The organism is Pedobacter ghigonis, assembly GCF_903166585.1.
GTDB classification, from domain to species: domain Bacteria; phylum Bacteroidota; class Bacteroidia; order Sphingobacteriales; family Sphingobacteriaceae; genus Pedobacter; species Pedobacter ghigonis.
In genome coordinates, this window is the sequence record NZ_CAESCM010000008.1 from 36,093 (window position 1) to 54,501 (window position 18,409).

12 protein-coding genes are annotated in these 18,409 nt (G+C 38.3%); 8 read left to right on the forward strand and 4 right to left on the reverse strand.

Features of this window, described 5'->3' with window-relative positions; translation table 11 throughout:
* Positions 1 to 6 precede the first annotated feature (6 nt).
* Positions 7 to 660, reverse strand: a complete 654-nt coding sequence (locus HWV58_RS12790) for a bacteriocin fulvocin C-related protein (protein ID WP_175634476.1) — start codon at positions 658 to 660, stop codon at positions 7 to 9.
* A gap of 479 nt (positions 661 to 1,139) precedes the next feature.
* On the opposite strand from HWV58_RS12790, the gene HWV58_RS12795 reads away from it, so the two are divergent.
* Positions 1,140 to 2,462: a hypothetical protein gene (locus HWV58_RS12795; RefSeq protein ID WP_175634477.1), complete on the forward strand. Its 1,323-nt coding sequence runs from the start codon at positions 1,140 to 1,142 to the stop codon at positions 2,460 to 2,462.
* A 472-nt stretch (positions 2,463 to 2,934) separates the two neighbouring features.
* On the opposite strand, the gene HWV58_RS12805 is transcribed toward HWV58_RS12795, so the two are convergent.
* Positions 2,935 to 4,026: a DUF1573 domain-containing protein gene (locus tag HWV58_RS12805; RefSeq protein WP_175634479.1), complete on the reverse strand. Its 1,092-nt coding sequence runs from the start codon at positions 4,024 to 4,026 to the stop codon at positions 2,935 to 2,937.
* A gap of 154 nt (positions 4,027 to 4,180) precedes the next feature.
* Here HWV58_RS12805 and HWV58_RS12810 point away from each other — a divergent pair, with 154 nt between their 5' ends.
* The 7 genes from HWV58_RS12810 to HWV58_RS12840 all read left to right on the forward strand — a co-directional run bounded on the left by HWV58_RS12810 (position 4,181) and on the right by HWV58_RS12840 (position 15,835).
* Complete coding sequence (locus HWV58_RS12810; RefSeq protein WP_175634480.1) at positions 4,181 to 5,467, forward strand: hypothetical protein; 1,287 nt, start codon at positions 4,181 to 4,183, stop codon at positions 5,465 to 5,467.
* Positions 5,468 to 6,501: 1,034 nt separating this feature from the next.
* On the forward strand, positions 6,502 to 6,783 hold the full coding sequence (locus HWV58_RS12815) for a PP2C family serine/threonine-protein phosphatase (RefSeq protein WP_175634481.1): 282 nt from the start codon (positions 6,502 to 6,504) through the stop codon (positions 6,781 to 6,783).
* A gap of 539 nt (positions 6,784 to 7,322) precedes the next feature.
* On the forward strand, positions 7,323 to 7,889 hold the full coding sequence (locus tag HWV58_RS12820; protein WP_175634482.1) for an RNA polymerase sigma factor: 567 nt from the start codon (positions 7,323 to 7,325) through the stop codon (positions 7,887 to 7,889).
* Positions 7,890 to 8,013: 124 nt separating this feature from the next.
* Positions 8,014 to 9,021 carry a FecR family protein gene (locus HWV58_RS12825; protein ID WP_175634483.1) on the forward strand — a complete coding sequence of 336 codons (1,008 nt, stop codon included), beginning with the start codon at positions 8,014 to 8,016 and terminating at the stop codon, positions 9,019 to 9,021.
* A 116-nt stretch (positions 9,022 to 9,137) separates the two neighbouring features.
* Entirely contained in the window at positions 9,138 to 12,635 is a 3,498-nt protein-coding gene (locus tag HWV58_RS12830; protein WP_175634484.1) for a SusC/RagA family TonB-linked outer membrane protein, read from the forward strand.
* 11 nt (positions 12,636 to 12,646) lie between these two features.
* The gene (locus HWV58_RS12835) at positions 12,647 to 14,221 is read left to right on the forward strand and encodes a SusD/RagB family nutrient-binding outer membrane lipoprotein (RefSeq protein WP_175634485.1); all 1,575 of its coding nucleotides are present in this window, start codon (positions 12,647 to 12,649) and stop codon (positions 14,219 to 14,221) included.
* Positions 14,222 to 14,245: 24 nt separating this feature from the next.
* On the forward strand, positions 14,246 to 15,835 hold the full coding sequence (locus HWV58_RS12840; RefSeq protein ID WP_175634486.1) for a DUF5689 domain-containing protein: 1,590 nt from the start codon (positions 14,246 to 14,248) through the stop codon (positions 15,833 to 15,835).
* 97 nt (positions 15,836 to 15,932) lie between these two features.
* Here HWV58_RS12840 and HWV58_RS12845 read toward each other — a convergent pair whose 3' ends face one another.
* Positions 15,933 to 16,304: a hypothetical protein gene (locus tag HWV58_RS12845; protein WP_175634487.1), complete on the reverse strand. Its 372-nt coding sequence runs from the start codon at positions 16,302 to 16,304 to the stop codon at positions 15,933 to 15,935.
* Between the two features lie 66 nt (positions 16,305 to 16,370).
* A complete protein-coding gene (locus tag HWV58_RS12850) occupies positions 16,371 to 17,891 on the reverse strand; it encodes an alpha-L-fucosidase (RefSeq protein WP_175634488.1) in 1,521 nt (506 codons plus the stop codon).
* Positions 17,892 to 18,409 lie beyond the last annotated feature (518 nt).

Genomic DNA, 18,409 nt, shown 5'->3' on the forward strand with positions numbered 1-18,409 from the left:
AAGAGGTTACATAATTCCAATACATCCGTTGCCGGTGCAACTATCATCGCCCAATGCGCCACATCCGCGACTAAGGGTTATGCAAGTTTCTGCGCCTATGCATGTTCCAAACTTGGGTGCGTGTGGGGGAATCGGATCTAAACCAAGACAAGTATAACTAGAGCCAATGGCGCAACTGCATCTTGCACTCTCAGTTCCGGTAGTAGTCAGGCTTGCTGAAGTGTGTGATTCCTCGAAATACTCTGATGTGAAAACATATTCATTAATTTCTTCAACTGAAAAAAGTGACTTCGAATTTTCAATCCATTTTGGTAACCAGTGTGTCATGAAGATTTGTTTCTGATCACTTTCACGAAACAAGTCAACTGAAAGATTATCTTTAAAGACTACCAAAGCCTTTCTTCGTTCACTTCCTGACTCTAAGTTAGCGACTATTTTAGACATTTTTGACAACCAGTACCTATACCTATCTTCATTCGATAACGTCGAATAAGCTAGTAAACGATCTTCACTGCTCGATAGTCTAGATACATTATCAAATATTGTTTCGCTTATTGTACCAACATCATTGGCCTTACTGAATTCTGGAGAGAACTCTGTGCTTCTTTTGTTGCATGCGAACAGAAGCAGAATGCTTAAGTAAATTGAGAGCTTTTTCATAATTATTTTAAAGGTATAAAAAAAAATATAATTACCGTTAGAAGATACCAGGAAATTCAAAATATTTTCGATCGCCTAAAAATTACAGTAATTTTGGTCTATTTAGTCAATTGCCTAAGTAACAACTATATCGTCCAGAAATGAGATAACGTTTTGATATTATAAGGCGGGATACTAAAACTTATTCGCTCAAAATACGCACTTATCGACGAAAATTTCTACTTTTATTTTTTTAACATTATCGAGTTATTTTGAAAACATGCTCTAGACTTAATTCATTCCACAGAAATTCTTTTCATGGCATAATTAGCATTAAAGCTATACTCATATCATTCAACATTTGCATAGCAATATCTTTCAACTCATGTAATAAGGCTGATAACATTAAGCATATTAAAGTTCTTAGTCATTTCGAAAATGACTCTTTAAAGCTGTCATGTGCCAGATTTCTTATAAAAAACTTATCGTATCATCAATCGGTGAAGATAAAATACTTGGCGCAAGATGAAAATGATTTAACCAATCTAGTCAGCACATATAAGGGTAAACTTGGCGCCCAGGAGGTCTTGGACAGTCTAGGTGCACATCCAGTATTGGAAATGATTTCCGATTCTTCTCAAGTAACAGATAGTATGCTTATTGAAAATGTCAATGCGGCCATCGAATCTTATAAGTTTTGGAAGAATTTTAAAAAAAAGGATTTCCCGTTTTCATATTTTTTAAATTATGTATTGCCATACCGCGTTGGTCTTGAGGAAATCAACGATTGGAGGTCCTATTTTAGGATTCGTTATTCCAATTACTTATCAACCTTTGCAATGCGGGAATTATCAACCAAGCAAATTTATAAAATTATAAATGATGAATTGACAGGAACTAGTCAATATGTGATGATCAGAAAACCCCATTTAAATAAGCCAGCGATTAATCAAACAGCTAGTCAGATAATAAAAACCAGGGTTCCATTCGATTGTGAAGATTATGCCATTAGATCCATGTATGTTTTTCGATCAATGGGGATTCCTACGGCATATGAGAAAATCCCATTATGGGGGAAATTTAATTACGGTCATGCCCAGGAAGCAATTTTATTCGAAAATAACAAATTCTATCCTGTATTTGCAGGAGATACAGTTCCATTTAAATATCAGATAGCAAAGATGTATCGGAGAACATTTGAACATGTGGTAAGTCCTCTGGATCAAATTATCGAATCTGGTGAAAAAAAGCAAGATATCCCAGAATATTTTAACTTTTCAAATTTTATTGATATTACCAATGAGCGAACCCCAGTGAGTAACATAAGGTGCAAACTGAGGAGTTCCCAGTTCAATGTACTATACTTATGTGTTTATAATGATGGACAATGGAGACCTTTAGCTTGGTCAAAACTGGATGCATCCACTCAAAGTGTAACTTTTTTGAATATGGGCAGAAAGATTTTATATCATCTCGCTAGTTTTAAAGATGGAAGATTAAATTTAATAGATGGGCCATTTTTGCTAAACACAGAAGGTGCAACATCATACTTGGTCAAAACTAAATTGCCAAACACTTCCTTCACTTTTTTTGAATCCGACAGAAATGAGGTGATAAAACCAAAAGCAACCTATACTTTATTCTATTGGGACAGGATAAAGCAAAATTGGATTGCGATCGAGACAAAAAGGGCTATATCTAGCTCATTGATTTTTAATAACGTGCCAGTTAATATATTATTAAAATTAGAAGCCGAAAATCCAATCTTGAGCAGTAATGTAAGGCCTTTCGTGATTGAAGACAATCAGCAAATTTGGTGGTAGGGGAAAGTCGCTTCAGTAGACCTCCTGGTATTTATACTGAAGATATTTTTTTTTGAATGGTTAAAGTTTTATGAATCATTCTAAAATCATTGATCTTATCGAGAAGCAACTGTACCGTCTTTGTAAAGCCAAACGAAATTTAATTACGTGAGGTAGTTATCAAATGGAGTTGTTGGTAGTTGTGAAAGTTGCTTAGTGTCAGAGGTAAATTATAAATGTCTAAAGCAGTTTTTAACCACTTTAGACATTTGACTTAGCCTCCCTATCTCTAAGGTTTGGGAACGCACTGTGAATAATTTGCATTTACAAATTTACAATAGGCACCATCTACACATGTAGTTGCACCGGTCCAAGTTGATCCTCCACATTGGGCCCAAAGTGGTTGACGAACAGTTCTCGCAGTAGAAACGAGGCCTATTACTAAAATGATTAAAAATGTGAACGTTTTTTTCATAAAAATTAATTATATATGTTAATGGACAATTCCTTTAATTTGATAGATTTTCATCGGTTGAGTTATGGAGTTAGTATGAACATAAATATCCTTAATAAACTCGCCAGTTTGGTAGGGTATAAACGTCCCATATACTACTTTTTTCCCGCCAATGTTGATTATGTCTTTAGACCAATTCAATTTTAGACAGTCACAAGGGTGGTTTACCGATTCAATAAATATCGAATGTTTAGATACATTCGATATTTCAAATTGAAACTTATACGCTTGACCTTTCTTAAGTTTTCCCAAGTCTTTTCGTTTTTCTGAAAACTCGAAATCACTATATTCATCCTCAGCAGCAAAATCAATTGTTGACTTTGAATCTTCTATTTTCATGTAACCTTCCACGTCTTCATAAAGAAAATAGTCTGAACTAGTTGCTTTGTAATGTTTTAATAATTTCCGACTATGGGTCGAAGATATTTTGGGTGAAATCTCATTAAAAAGGCGAACATTATAAGGATAAGGTGCAATTTTTAGCGAACTATCCACCAATCTAACGGCAGATTCGACTTCAGATTTTTTTCTACTAGAGGACATAATCTTTGCCTTAAGCACTAAAGTTATAAGGCGCTTGTATGCTTTGGTATCTATATTAAGACCGAAAAGTTCAGTAAATACATTCTCATCTATGGTTATTCTATTCAAATCTTGAATATCGTATGTTTTTGTATTAGGAAACCCGAAAGCTATCAGTTGACCATCAGATTGAAAAAAAAATGGAAATGGATACGATGGAACTTTAAGCAAGGCAGCTGTTTCGCGATCTATGGGGTTTCTGACATTTACCTTATAGCATATAAATTCACTTTGCAGACGATTGACTGTTGCTTGTTGAGTATTTAAAAAATCTTCGAATTGTATGCACTTGTCGCATAAACTATCTGACACCAAAATAAAAACCTTCTTCTTATCCTTGACCGCTTTCTTAAAGATAACAGCTAAATCTCCTTTATTAAACTTAATATGATTGTTAGTACAACTGAGAGAAAACATACAAATGCAGAACAAAAGCCAGACTTTGATATAAGCCTTCCTGTCGAAAAGAATAGACTGAGAGAGTTTCATTAATTAAAGTTAACATTTTATATTAACAAACTCTAACTAAAATTATACTTTTACAAAACAGTAGATGATTACTTATTTTCACAGCAAATAACTAGAATTATAGTTGAAGTCCCGTTTTCTAGTTCGAATACAGAGGTGGGCATATAAAATCCTAATGAGCATAAATTTTAGAATGATTTTTATACGCAATTTATTGTGGTTCTTGTTTTCCATACATTTAATCATTTTGCCTAGCTGCAAGCCGATCCACAAGGATTTTTCATATTTATTGGCTCAGACGAATAATAATAAAGAAGAGATTAATAGTTTTCTGGTTTTTTATTCTCAACAGCGCGATTCAGATGCGATGCACTTGTGTGAATTTTTTTTGAAGGCGTTGCCTTATCAATACCGTCTTAAATACAATATTGTTAAATCTTCTGGATTAAAATACAGCATCATCAATCCAATAACTGTAGATTCCATGGAAACTCTCTCTCACACTTCAGGACAGCGATTAGTTATTGATACGCTTTTTGATATCAATACTATAAAAGCACAATTTTTGATCAGGCATGTGAATGGTCTTTTAAAAATGAGGAAGAACTATGCCTGGATTAATAAAGTATCAATTGAAGATTTTTGCAATTATGTAGCGCCTTATCAAGTAAATAATGAAACTCCGTACGGGTATCAATCCTTTTACCGACAGAGATACCTGCCCTTCATTAGTGACGTCTTAATGAAAGATTTGGATACACTTTCCGTATTAGAGAACTATATATCACCAATGTTTGAGGTATTAGATTTAGAGCATCGCCACGTTGACTTTTCTTCCTCATTAGATTTACGAAAACTTCGTCATGTTGATGAAGGATATTCAGATTTAGAGGATATATCTATGACACACGTGCATGCTTTAAGAAGCATTGGAGTGCCAAGCACATACGAATTTACGCCGACTTTGGATGGCTCAAGTATTGGAAGAACTTTAGTGTCGACCTTCAATATTGCTACGCGATCATTTAAAAGTGATTTGTATGCCAATTTGTACAAATTTAGGGTATGCAAATTTTACCGTAATGTTTTTGACCAGAAATTAGCAATAAATCCATATAAAGAGCTATATGATTATGGGGTGGCAACGAGAGACATACCTTTTACATTAAATCTACCTAAGATGGTCGATATAACACCAGAAAGAACCATAAGTTACGATATACAGCTTGTTATCGGGAAAAAACTCTCAAATTCTAAAGCACTCTACCTAGCAACAATGACTGACAAAGGTTGGAAGATAGTTTCTTGGAGTAAGGTTAATAAAACATCTCTAGCGGTTGTATTTAAAAACATGGGGGCAAACGTTCATTATCGATTGGCAAGCTATAGTAATGGCAGTGCCTTTTTTCAAGGAAAGCCATTTTTGCTTGATGAATTTGGTAATTGCAAGGTTATTGAGTAGAAGTTAAAAACTCCTGCAGGAGCGTTTTATGTAGTACATAAGCGAACTTACGACATTTACGATAACAAGACAACGAGAACTAACCAATACCAATACGAACCACTAGATTATTGGTATGAGTATATGTATTTCTTCCATTTACCATAGCCCTAATATATGGCTTTTCCCCAATATTTGGTAGAAATAAGATTTAGATTAAGGAGTGCGAAAGCAAGCTCATTTAACTTAATCAGTTTTGCTTAATATTGGAAGCAAAAAATTAAGATCCACAATTTCACAGCTAATGACATATCACAAATGATGAAGAAAACCCTAACATCATTAATTTCCATATTACTGTTAACGGTCCAAATATTGTATGCTCAACAAGTCGAATCTGGTAAACATTCACTGAAAGCACTTTTTATGTGCAAATGGACCAGCGATTATTCAATTATGCTGGGTAGAAAAGTTCCCAATAAAGATACCCTTACTGGAATTACCAATTAATTTACCCCCACCTGACCAATTTTTAATTGCTTGTAAGTATGTTGAATACAAACCTGTTATAATAAAACTATTTTTGGTCAGGTGGGGTCAATTGACATCGGTTTATCCACCCTAAGCGCTAAGCTACTGAAAATGAGCAAAAATAATTTACAAGGCTTTAGCAAATGCGAACAAAATAGCAAAGTTAGCATAGCAGAAGACTTTTATTGCTCAGCTAAAGCTGCACAGCAACCTATTATGCCAGTGTTTATTATACTTTTTCATACACGAACTTTCCTCCCCGTTTTAAAACGAAAGTGAGCTGACCTGGCCAGCTTGATCTCTATTGAAGGTTACCTTCCGATGCTCTTTGTGATTGTCCAATATCCAGCTTTTTGGTTAACGCTATTTTTTTGAGAATAGCCGTATCAAGTTTCTATTTTGCCAGTATTCCAACAGAAGTTAAGATATGGATGTAGGTTTGCCGTTGAGAAACCAAAGCATCGGCCAGGATCAGAGGATCGACCTTGTCCGGATAGGCATCGGTAAACAGGGAGGAAACAACAATGTTACGTACGGATTACCACAGTAAACTTAATAGTTACCTCAAACCTTTCGGCCTTGTCTACGATGGGCACCATAGCAAAAAGATTTCAAAAGAAATCTATGAAGTTCTCTTCGAAACCGTCAAAACCGATAAAAATGGAAAACCGGTAAGCAGATGTGACATTGCCACAATTAGGGCACAGCGCATTTATGATACAAAAGAAGAACCACGAAACCCTGGGAATGAGGAATCTTCTACTACAGTCCATCTCCTGGTGGAAGAACTTCTTAGACTAAAATAAGCCCTTCCATTCTAAGATTACGCGCTGCGTCAATTGTTTAGAAGTTGACTCTTTGAAATTGCAAACAAATTTATTCGATCCTGAACTAACTGCGGACGGCAAAAAATCCAGTTTAACAACCCTGATTCGGTTTACGGTTTCAGATGTCTACATAGAATCAATTTCCTCCTTATTTTTGAAAATTTTAAATCATTTTACTATCTTTAAAAATAGGAATTTGCACTTAAAATAAATAGAGGTGAGCATTTGGTGCCTCAAGGCATAAATAGAATTACAACTCACTGATTTACAGATATATAAACCGTTAGGTTCGACTCCCTTCGGATCCACAAAAAACTAGCTACCAGCCAGTTAAATAAAAACACCCAATTTTACACCCAAAAGTGTAGTTCGGTGTTTTTATTTTTACTCAAATTAATGCTTTAATTTCTACTGGTTACTCAAACCATACGAATCCAACCAAATTAATACATCGCTAACCTAAAGGCAAAGTTATCTTAATATTCCCATAATGTTTGGCATCTAATTTTGCTGCCAGCATGAAGGATATATACATAAGCAAAAGCGACGAAGATTTAGTGTCTTTGCTCATCAATGAAGATAGCCTTGCCCTCGAAACCTTATTTAACAGATATTATCCTACCCTGTGCAAGTTTACCTCTATTTACATCAGGGATTACAGCAAGGCAGAAGAACTCATTGCCGATTTGTTTATGAAATTGTGGGATAAGCGGAGCGACCTGCAAATTACATCGATCAAAAAATATCTTTTTGCATCGGCCAAGAACCTTTCATTTAACGAAATACAAAGAGTAAAATTAAATACGCTGAGTTTAAACGATTACGAGGATAGTTTAAATTTTCCTGATCCCTATTTAAATCCACACGATTTACTTGCCAGCCACGAATCGCATACCGAAATTATAGGTTTAATTAATTTATTACCGGAGCGCCAGCGTGAGGTACTTTTAATGAGCCGGTTAGACCTGCTCGAAAAAAACATGATTTCGGAAATATTGGGCATCTCGGTACGAACAGTAGAAACACTACTATACCAGGCCGTAAAAAATTTCAGGCACCTCGCAGCCGACCGCTCGGCCATTTAACAGTTCACCATTAGCACTAGTTACCCTTTTCGATCAGGTTAACATTTTCTTAATTATAACTTAACTTTTTCAACTACGTATTCTCTTCCATTATCCTGTCTTCCCTGTAGAACAGCACGATTAAATGGACCAGCATTACTATAAATTAATTGAAGATTACAGCAAGAAAACCATACGCAGCGAAGATCTTACCGACTTACTCATCTGGGTTGACAGCAGTCAGGAGAACCAGCAGATTTTTAGGGAAACCCTTCAAGCCTTTGAAACGGCCGATCAGTTTTTAAATAAGCCTGCCAACCAGCAAAAAAACTGGGCCGCTATTCAGCAACATGTAAACAATAGCACGCCTGCGCCAATCGCCAAAATCAGGAAAATTAATTACCGCAAATATCTCAGTATTGCTGCAGCTGTATTGGTTATTTTCATGCTGCCAGTCATTTATTTTAAGCTAATCCCTGCTAAATCGGTGGTTCGGGTGGCCTATCACGAAATTTATAACCCGAAGGGACAAAAAAGACTGGTATCTATGCCCGATGGATCGAATATCTACCTAAACGGTGACAGTAAAATCCGTTACGCTCAAAATTTTAATACCGGTAAAAGAATTGTTTACCTGGAGGGCGAAGCCTTTTTTGATGTGCAGCACCGGGATAAGCAACCCTTTGTAGTTTACACCGGAAATGTAAGTACCACTGTACTCGGTACATCATTTAACATTAACACTTACCAATCGGCCAAAACAATCAGCATAACCGTTCAAACAGGTAAAGTTGGGGTTATTGTTAAAAATAACGGCAAGGCTGCTCCGGTTAAATTTCTTTTACCTAACGAGCAGCTAAACATTATTAAGGAAAGCGGCCATGCCACAAAAAAAGTGGTAAATGCAAGTGATTTTGATAGCTGGCGGGAGTACAAACTGTTTTTTTACAATCAGCCACTCAGCGAGATTGCCGATGTAATCAGCCGTGAGTACGATGTAGAAGTTCTCATTAAAAGCGAGCCGCTTAAAACCATGAAACTAACAGCAAAATTTAACAAATGTGCAGTAAATCAAATTATGGAAGTGATTGCCAAACTATCTGGCGCAAAATATAAAATCTATGAAAACAAGGTGATTATTTATGAACAATAAATTATGGAAATAGATATGGTATAAAGATTACAAAATAAAATGGCCCGAAATGCTGGACACATTCCGGACCCGGAAAACTGTTAAACTCATTTGAAAAAGTAAAACTTAGTAAAGATATGAAAATTAATACCAGGTGGTTGAAAAACATCCACCAGTATCACTCAAAACTATTGGTATTGCTGGCCTTTATTGCCGTTAATACACTCTTATTTACCAATAGTGCAAATGCCCAGTCGGACAAGAAAATCCAATTCGAAGCCGATGGAATTACCTTAAAAAAGGCTTTCGAAAACCTCGAGAAGCTTAGCGGTAATACCATTGCCTATAACAACACCTTGTTAAACGATCAAAAAAAGGCTTATGTTGCGCGTGGACTACGCCCCCTGAGCGAGATAATGGATCTGCTTCTTAAAGGATTGCCCTTTAATTACAAAATTAATGCAAATGGCAATATTGTGATTACCGCAAAAAGCCTGGTTTCGGGCAAATTAACCGGCGTTGTTGTAGACGAAAACAACGAACCGGTACCAGCTGCCACGATCAAAGTAGTAGAATTGAATGTATTGACGCAAACCAATAACAACGGAGAGTTTAACCTCAATGTTGCGGCCGGTACTTATACCATCGAGGCCAGGTTTATTTCGTACGAAATTGCCCGGAAACAACAGGTAAAAATAACCAATGGAGCTACAACAAGGCTTAATTTTCAGCTTAAAGCAGCCGATAATTCGTTAAACGAAGTGGTAGTAACCGCATTGGGCATTAAAAGGCAGGAAAAAGCCCTGGGTTATGCCGTAACTAAAATAGACAGTACACAATTAACCGATGCGGTATCTACCAACTGGACCGATGCACTTTCGGGTAAAGTGGCCGGTTTAAACCTGATCAGATCAAACAGTGGCCCTGCAGGTTCAAACAAAATCATTTTAAGGGGCGAAAACAACCTTACAGGCGATAACGAAGCCCTGATTGTATTGGATGGTGTAGTAATAAACAATAGCGGAGGCAGACGTACAGCAAACAGTTCGGATGGTGTTTACGGTACAGGTAGCGATAACATGCCTGCCGATTACGGAAGCTCAATTAACGATATCAATCCGGAAGACATAGAAAGCGTAACAGTACTAAAAGGCCCGGGCGCTGCTGCCCTTTACGGCCAGCGTGGTGCAAACGGAGCCATTATTATTACAACCAAATCGGGTAATGCCAAACGTAAAAAAGTAAACATTAAATTTACCTCAAACGGATCTTTTGAAGAAGTAAACCGCTGGCCGGATTTACAATACGAATATGGTCAGGGTTTAGATGGTGCTGCTTATTATTCGTACGGAACAACTGCCGATGGAGCCAGCACCAGCGGAACCAGTTCTGCTTATGGACCGCGTTTTGATGGTCAAATGTTTTTCCAATACGATCCGGTTACGCAAACCACCGGTAAAACCAGAACTCCCTGGGTACCCTATAAAAACGAAATCAGAGACTTTTTTAGCACAGGCGAAAACTTAACCAACTCTTTAAGTTTAGATGGCCGCTTTAAAAACACAACTGCCCGGGTTTCCATTACCAACCAGAATAATACCTGGATTGTTCCGAAAACCGGCATTGAGCGTACTACGCTTACCCTATCTACCAATACAGATGTAACTTCGAAGTTAAAAATCGCAACCAAAATTAATTACGGTAACCGTTTTAGCGATAACCTTCCGGGGGCAGGCTATGGTAACCAATCGTTAATGTACTGGTTTATTTTCTGGCAGCCCAATGCCAGTATAGACTGGATTAAAAATTACTGGGTTAATGGTAAAGAAAACTTATCCATTAAATATCCTTTCAGTTCGTTTCCGGAAAACCCATACGCCGTGGTTAACGAATTCATTAACAAAACAGGTCGCAATAATGTAACCGCAAATATCCAGGCCAGCTATCAGTTTACCAAAGAACTAAGCTTGTTGCTGAGGTCCAGTATCGATTACTCATCAGAACAACGTGCACAAGAGCGCCCTTACGATGCCGGAAGCCGTTTACCTCAGGGATCGGTACGTAAGCAGGATATCCACGCACAGGAAACCAATATCGATTTCTTATTAAGGTATGATAAAAAAATCAGCAAGGATTTTGGCATCAATGCTACGCTTGGTGGAAGCCAGTTGAGAAATAAATACGATAAATCTGATTTACGTGCCGATGGCCTTAAAATCCCAAATATTTACGAGCTAACCAATAACTTATATCCGCTGATTTCTATACCAGATACCAGCAGATACCGGATTAACAGTTTTTACGGCGTACTATCGGCCAACTACAAAAAATATTTATATTTAGATGTTACCGGCCGTAAAGATTGGAGTAGTGTTTTGGCAACAGCAACCCGGACTGATAATGTTGGATTTTTCTATCCTTCAATTAGCTCAAGCTTTATACTTTCAGAGTTTTTTAAGCTGCCTAAATTTGTAAGCTTTGCCAAGTTAAGGGCATCAGTTTCGCAGGTTGGTAGTGGCGGTACCACACCTTACAGAACTGCCTATACCTATTCGTTAGCGGCCAATGGCACTTATCCGGATAGCTCATTAGTAAACCCTACTATCTTGCCTAACGAGAACTTAAAGCCTCTTAAAACGACTACCTATGAAGTGGGTACTGAAGTAAGTTTGTTTAAAGGCAGGTTAGGTTTTGATGTGGCTGTTTATGCAGGTAACACCAAAAACCAGATTTTAACGCGTATTATCGACCGCTCAACAGGTTACAACCAGGCTTTAATTAATGCCGGCCAGGTAAACAACACCGGTATTGAGGTTGCCCTTAATGGAACGCCGATAACCAACAAAAATGGTTTCAAATGGACTGTGAATGCCACTTTTGCTTCAAACTCAAACGTAATTAAAGCTTTAACCGATAGTTCGATTATTTTACGTACAGGGCCGGTTGCCGGCGGACAGATTGTGGCTAAAGTAGGTGGAAGTATGGGCGATTTATACGGAAGAGGCTATGTTCGCGATCCGCAGGGGAATGTGGTTTATGATGCAGCAACCGGTTTTGCGAAAATTACCGATGGTGTAGTTTACCTGGGTAATACCATGCCTAAATATAAATTTAGTATCGGAAGTAATTTTGCCTATCGCAATTTTAGCCTTAATGTATTGTTCGATGCCCAGGTTGGTGCAGTTGCGCACTCTTTGTTAAACTACAAAATGGTTGAGCAAGGTAAATTAACCAGCACCCTGCCAGGTAGGTACAACGGTATTATTGGTAATGGTGTAGTACAACTGGCCGATGGCTCTTACGTACCCAATACCACAGTTGCTTATGATATTGATGAGTACTACCGTTCGCACATGGGTGCCGATAATGCCGAAGGAAGCACATTCAGCACTGATTTCATCAAATTCAGGGAAGCATCATTAAATTATAAGTTTAACCCTAAATTCTTAAGAAAATTAGGCCTTTCATCTGCAACCTTAGGGGTATACGGACGTAACCTTTTCATCTGGTCGCCATGGCCGATGTTTGATCCTGAGTTTGGTACACTTAGCGGCTCTGATATTGTTACCGGTTTCGAAATCGGTCAGTTTCCTTCAACCCGAACTTATGGTTTCAATCTATCAATAGGCATATAATCTTTAAAAAAATGAGAAAGAATCTATATAAAGTTATTGCAGTTTTAGGCATAGCCATTACAACGCTTTCTGCCTGCGATAAAGATTTTCAGGAGGTTAATATCGATCCGATCAATATCCTGTCAACTACTCCCGATAAATTACTGGCCCCGGCATTAGTGAACACCCTCACGCCCGGTATGAGCCGTAACCGCAATTTTAATAACGAGCTGATGCAGGTAACGGTAAGCATTAGCGATGGCGATGGTACGGTATTCAGGTATGAGTACAGAAACACCTATTCAGACTATTTATGGAATGCCTGGTACGTGCAGTTAACTAATTTTAAGGATGTTTATAAACTGGCCAGCAAACCCGGAAAGGAAAATAAATCGTATCAGGGTATTTCTTTGGTATGCCAGTCGTGGGTTTATTCCATGCTATCCGATACCTATGGTGATATCCCCTACTTCCACTCTAACGATGGTAGCACGGGTGTTTTAGAACCTGCTTTTGATAAACAACAGGACATATACCTGGATATGTTTAAAAAACTGGAAGAAGCCAATACGTTATTAAGTGTGGGTGCGGCTATTACACCATCGAGCGACCCTGTTTTTAATGGAAATATTGCCAAATGGCGTAAGTTTTGTAATTCTTTATACCTGCGTTTATTGCTAAGGGTTTCGGGTAAAGCCGAAGTGTCGGCACAGGCAATTGCTAAAATAAAGGAAATAGTAGATACCAATCCGGCTAACTACCCGGTTATGGCGAGCAATGCAGAATCGGCCACGCTAAAATGGACCGGCTTAACTGGTACCGATCCTTTTGTTAATCCATACGTAAATGGTGTAAGGGTGCAGGATTTCAGGTCGCCGGCCATTGGCAGTTTCTTTATCGATCATTTAAGGGATTGGGCCGACCCGCGTATCGATATTTCTACCGCAAACGGCTATGCCAACAATGGCATAAACAGGCTGGGTATTGCTCAGGGTAGTACAGGTGGTTTTAAAGGTGTGCCAAGTGGTTACTTAGTTGGCGCAGGCGTATTAAAAGAATCTTATTTCTATTCTTACGATCAAACGAGTTCGAGTGTTGCCATTGGTGCACGGTCGTTACAACAATCGCCACTAACGGGTATTTTAATGAACTATGCCGAGTTGCAGTTTATACTGGCAGAGGCGGCTGTAAAAGGCTGGATTAACGGTTCGGCAGAAACTTATTACAACACCGGTATTGCTAATGCCATTAACTATTGGGTACCATCGTTTCCAACAACGATTTCATCATCGAAATTTACAGACTATGTAACTAATGCCGATATCGATTGGAATAATACGTTATCAACCGATGAAAAAATGGAGCAAATCCATCTTCAAAAGTATTATGCCTTGTTTTTGGTTGATATGCAACAGTGGTTCGAATACAGAAGAACCGGACACCCGATTTTACCTAAAGGTCCGGGTTTAAGAAATGGAGGTGTAATGCCTGCCAGAATGGTATATCCTGTTTACGTACAATCTGCAAATCCAACCAATTATCAAAAAGCAGTAAGCGCGCAAGGTGCCGATGTGATTTCGACACAAGTTTGGTGGCAAAAACCCTAGTTAAGGATCATTAATACAATTAAAATGAAAAAGATAATAGCTTATAGCATAATTTTATTTGCAGTTCCGTTATTCTGGCTGAGCTGTAAAAAATCGAATTACCCGGGCGGCACCATCAGCTCCTACATTCCGATATTTGATTTAAGGAGCCTGTACAAAGGTTCTGATGTTACTTTAAGTACCGATAATATGTTTGGTTCTACCAGCCTGGCTGCCGTAGTAATTTCTGATCATTCGGGTAAGAATTTGCCTGCTGGATTGCTTATCGTACAGGATAAACGCCGGTTATCGCAACTTAGGGGAATTGCTATTCCGATTGGCGCCGATGCGGCTAAATATGTTCCCGGCGATTCGGTTCACATCAATATCGAAGGAGGAGTATTAAAACGTGTGGATGGCATACTTCAGGTTACCGGTATTTCTCCCAATAACATAGAGAAAAAAGCTTCTAAAATAATAATCCCACCTAATCAGGTACCCAGTTCTTTTATTCTGGCCGATCCGGAGAAATATGAAAGTACACTGGTTGCTATTGTAAAAGGAGGTTTCGATCCCCTACCTTCTCCAACAGATATCCTGCAAGGCGATAAGCTGGTAAACGATGGTTTTGATAACATTACCTTACATACCGAAGCAGCAGCAAGTTTTGCAAGCAGATCATTGCCTATTAGTGCCAATTTTTATGGTATCGTGTTTAATACTGTTGATGCGAAGGGAAATTTAAAACCGCAACACCGCCTGCGTACCGTTTCAGATATTGCCATTTTAAGTTCTACGATTGAAATTCCTGATGCCATAATCACGGGTTGGATTGCCGATCCGATGGGTACTGATGCCAATAATGAGTATATCCAGTTTTTGGCAACTAAAAACATTAATTTTGCAGAAACACCTTTCTCGGTAGTTACCACCAATAACGCTGGTGCATCAACCCCCCAAATTTATCCAACATCGGGCTGGGCATTAGGCGATTTGAGGACCTATAAATTTAACCTGACAAGCGGTACTGTTTCGAAAGGACAATTCTTTTATGTAGGTGGCTCAAATAAACTGATTAATAGTACCAGTTCTACCAGTATTGCTTCATCTAAATGGATCAGATCTTTCAATTACTCAACTACCAATGGTGATGGCTTTGGTACCAAAACCAGCAACTTACTGGCAAACAGCGGTAACGCCTACGGAATTGCTATATTCCAGGGAACCACTGTTGATGTAAATACCAAACCGATTGATGTTGTATTTGTGGCAGCGGGCGGGCAGCTGTATCAGGCTGGTCCGCCAGAGGCAGGTTACCGTATTGCCAATACCGATTATTATGACATTATTAATCCGATAACACTGGCTTCGCAACCATTTTACAGATCAGGCTCTAACACTTTAAATTTTGCTTACCACCCTAATGCAGTACCCGATCAGGGATATTATTATAAGCTCGGTGGCGTATATAGCGTTACTTTAGGTAAATGGGTTAAAGCCCGTACTGCAAATTACCTGCAGTTGAGTAAAACCTCAACAATTTCGGCCATAGAGCAGGAGCATTATGTACAAACCATAGATGGTTCAGGAAATATGGTAAAAACAGATACCATACCACCAACCCGAATTAAATAAAATACCATTAACCACAAAGAAAACCGATTGGGCTTTCTTTGTGGTTTTTTCATGTTTGGCTAATCCTTAAGACAAGATCTTACTTATTTTTTTATCATCAATATATCTTGTAACCAGCCTTAAGCAAAATTTCACGCAATAAAAGAAGACTTTTGGGTCCGAGCCCTCTGATCGTTTTCAAGCGGTTCAAAGTATAATTTTCTGCAAAAAAAGCTATTGAAATTTCTTCTACAGATGAAAATGGTATTTTTCTATAGGCCGTTTCAGACTCCAAAAAAAATTTAACTGCACAGAGCACCCTATCAGTTGCATGTTTTTGAAGAAAATCGATTAAAGTTGGTTCCGAAGCATTGATTTCGGGGCGTTTGGCTGCAATCCCTATAGTGGTTAGGGTATGCTGTATCTGCATGTGAAAAATGTTAATTTTTTCAAGTGCTTCTAAATATTCATTATAGTTAATCTTATCCATCAGAAAATTTGGTTATTTCCATCTCAGAGCGCTGAAAAGCTTTCCATCCAAAAATGCCCAATACCTTTACTTGCTTTTAAATGCTATTTTAAATCCTGTTACCTGCCAGACTGGGTAATTTGCCGGCTTTTTTATCACTAACGCACCATCGCGCTGCTCCCAGTTCAACTTTTGCTTACTACCTAACAGGCTAACTGCACTAATGGATTTAGTCAGGTACTTCGATTTTCGCCCAAGCAGCTGCATTTCAATATCTCCATCAGGCACATTCAAACAAAATGCAAAAAGATCATTTCCTTTGGTGGTATAACGGATATCTGCTGCCTGATATTTACGCGTATCGGTTAAACCACCAAAACGGCCTTTGGTCTGGTTTGATTTAATTGTGGATGGGCCTTCCCCATAAACTTTCCAGGGCCTGGTTGCATAAACCCCTTCTCCGTTTAATTTGGTCCATTCTCCTATTTGGGTTACAATTTTTATTACATCAGGCTCCAGATCACCTTCCGGAGTCTGCACCACATTGATTAATAAATTGCCGTTTTTACTCACAATATCTACCAAAAGCTGTGCTATTTCATCGGCACTCTTATACTTCTGCCCTGTTCTGTAGTACCAGTCTCCGATAGAGGTATCGGTTTGCCAAGGAAAAGGACTAATTGAATCCAATACCCCACGTTCAACATCCTGTGCCCATTTACCTTCTGATGGCTCTTTCGGGGTATAAACGGCTTCGAGTTTACCTTTATTTTTAGCGATATCCTGATTGTAAAAGTGCGCTACCATCGTACGGCCAATATTTTCGAAAGGGAGTTTACTATCCGAATAAAGCAAATCTGGATGATAATTATCGATTAATTCGGTTACGTTTTCCAACCACTTCTTTTGCCAGCCCGGATTGTTCGTAATCCATTCTTTCATGTCGGCAGAATCGGCAGGGAGATGATAAAGATCCGCATATTTAGGATCGTGCCCATCATAAGGAATACCTGCAAATTCTCCGGTTTTATCTGAACCATGACTGGGCTGAAACCAGTTAAAACTAGCGGCTAAATGCTCAGAAACCCCAAAGCGCAGGCCTTCTTTTTTTGCTGCTTTTTGCCACAGGCCCACAACATCTTTATGAGGCCCCATATTTACCGAATTCCACTTATGGATCTTTGAATTCCATAAAAAAAACATATCGTGATGTGACCCCATGCTCACAAAATATTTAGCACCTGCCTGCTTGTAAAGTGCCATCAACTGGTCTGGGTTCCACTTTTCTGCTTTCCATAAGGGAATAATGTCCTTATAGCCAAACTTTGTGGGTGATCCGTAATGTGCTACATGGTACTTATTCTGGCCACTGCCTTGCATGTACATATTCTTTGCGTACCAATCGCCCTGGCGCGGAACTGCCTGTGGCCCCCAGTGCGACCAGATTCCGAATTTTGCATCACGAAACCAATCGGGGTATTTATATTGTTTTAAAGATTCGTCGGTTGGTTTAAACTTTCCGGGCTCAGCCTTCGCGGTATTTTGCTGCGCCCGCACATTCGCCAACATGGAGAGTACAGTAATGATTACTACTAATGTTCTTTTCATTTTACGGAATATTAAATGGTTTTCATCTTTAGTTTAATCCTGGGATACGGGAGCACACGAGTTGCTTTATAGCTTTAGTTTCAGGATGATCATATATTTGGTTGTTATTGTCAAAAATAAATATGTTATCCGATCTAAAATTGAATAAAACAGACTTTTTATTGTAAAAATCCGACATAAGAAGTGTTAATCAACCAGAGGAGTTATATCCTTTATATTTAACACCAAACAAAACTTTGGGTTAAATCTGAAAGCCAGCAGTTATTTCGGGCAGAAATCGGCCTGCAGGAATTTACATACACTTAATATTGCCCAGCAGCAAGTATAAAATTCATACGCTATTTATACCGTTTCGTCAAAAAAACCAACTAAAGCTTCTTACTACACAGCAGGCAGGGCTTAAAAAAAACAAATTTTACAACAAGCGTTTTGCATGTCTGTAATTACTTATTTATGAGTAGTTTATTTACAACAATTTCATTTTCTGCAATCGATTTCTTATTCAAACACTATTTATT

What these genes read in the sequence shown, in the direction of transcription:
- HWV58_RS12790 (WP_175634476.1), bottom strand. Translation starts at nt 660, where the DNA reads ATGAAAAAGCTCTCAATTTACTTAAGCATTCTGCTTCTGTTCGCATGC.
- HWV58_RS12805 (WP_175634479.1), bottom strand. Translation starts at nt 4,026, where the DNA reads ATGAAACTCTCTCAGTCTATTCTTTTCGACAGGAAGGCTTATATCAAA.
- HWV58_RS12810 (WP_175634480.1), top strand. Translation starts at nt 4,181, where the DNA reads ATGAGCATAAATTTTAGAATGATTTTTATACGCAATTTATTGTGGTTC.
- HWV58_RS12815 (WP_175634481.1), top strand. Translation starts at nt 6,502, where the DNA reads ATGTTACGTACGGATTACCACAGTAAACTTAATAGTTACCTCAAACCT.
- HWV58_RS12820 (WP_175634482.1), top strand. Translation starts at nt 7,323, where the DNA reads ATGAAGGATATATACATAAGCAAAAGCGACGAAGATTTAGTGTCTTTG.
- HWV58_RS12825 (WP_175634483.1), top strand. Translation starts at nt 8,014, where the DNA reads ATGGACCAGCATTACTATAAATTAATTGAAGATTACAGCAAGAAAACC.
- HWV58_RS12830 (WP_175634484.1), top strand. Translation starts at nt 9,138, where the DNA reads ATGAAAATTAATACCAGGTGGTTGAAAAACATCCACCAGTATCACTCA.
- HWV58_RS12835 (WP_175634485.1), top strand. Translation starts at nt 12,647, where the DNA reads ATGAGAAAGAATCTATATAAAGTTATTGCAGTTTTAGGCATAGCCATT.
- HWV58_RS12840 (WP_175634486.1), top strand. Translation starts at nt 14,246, where the DNA reads ATGAAAAAGATAATAGCTTATAGCATAATTTTATTTGCAGTTCCGTTA.
- HWV58_RS12845 (WP_175634487.1), bottom strand. Translation starts at nt 16,304, where the DNA reads ATGGATAAGATTAACTATAATGAATATTTAGAAGCACTTGAAAAAATT.
- HWV58_RS12850 (WP_175634488.1), bottom strand. Translation starts at nt 17,891, where the DNA reads ATGAAAAGAACATTAGTAGTAATCATTACTGTACTCTCCATGTTGGCG.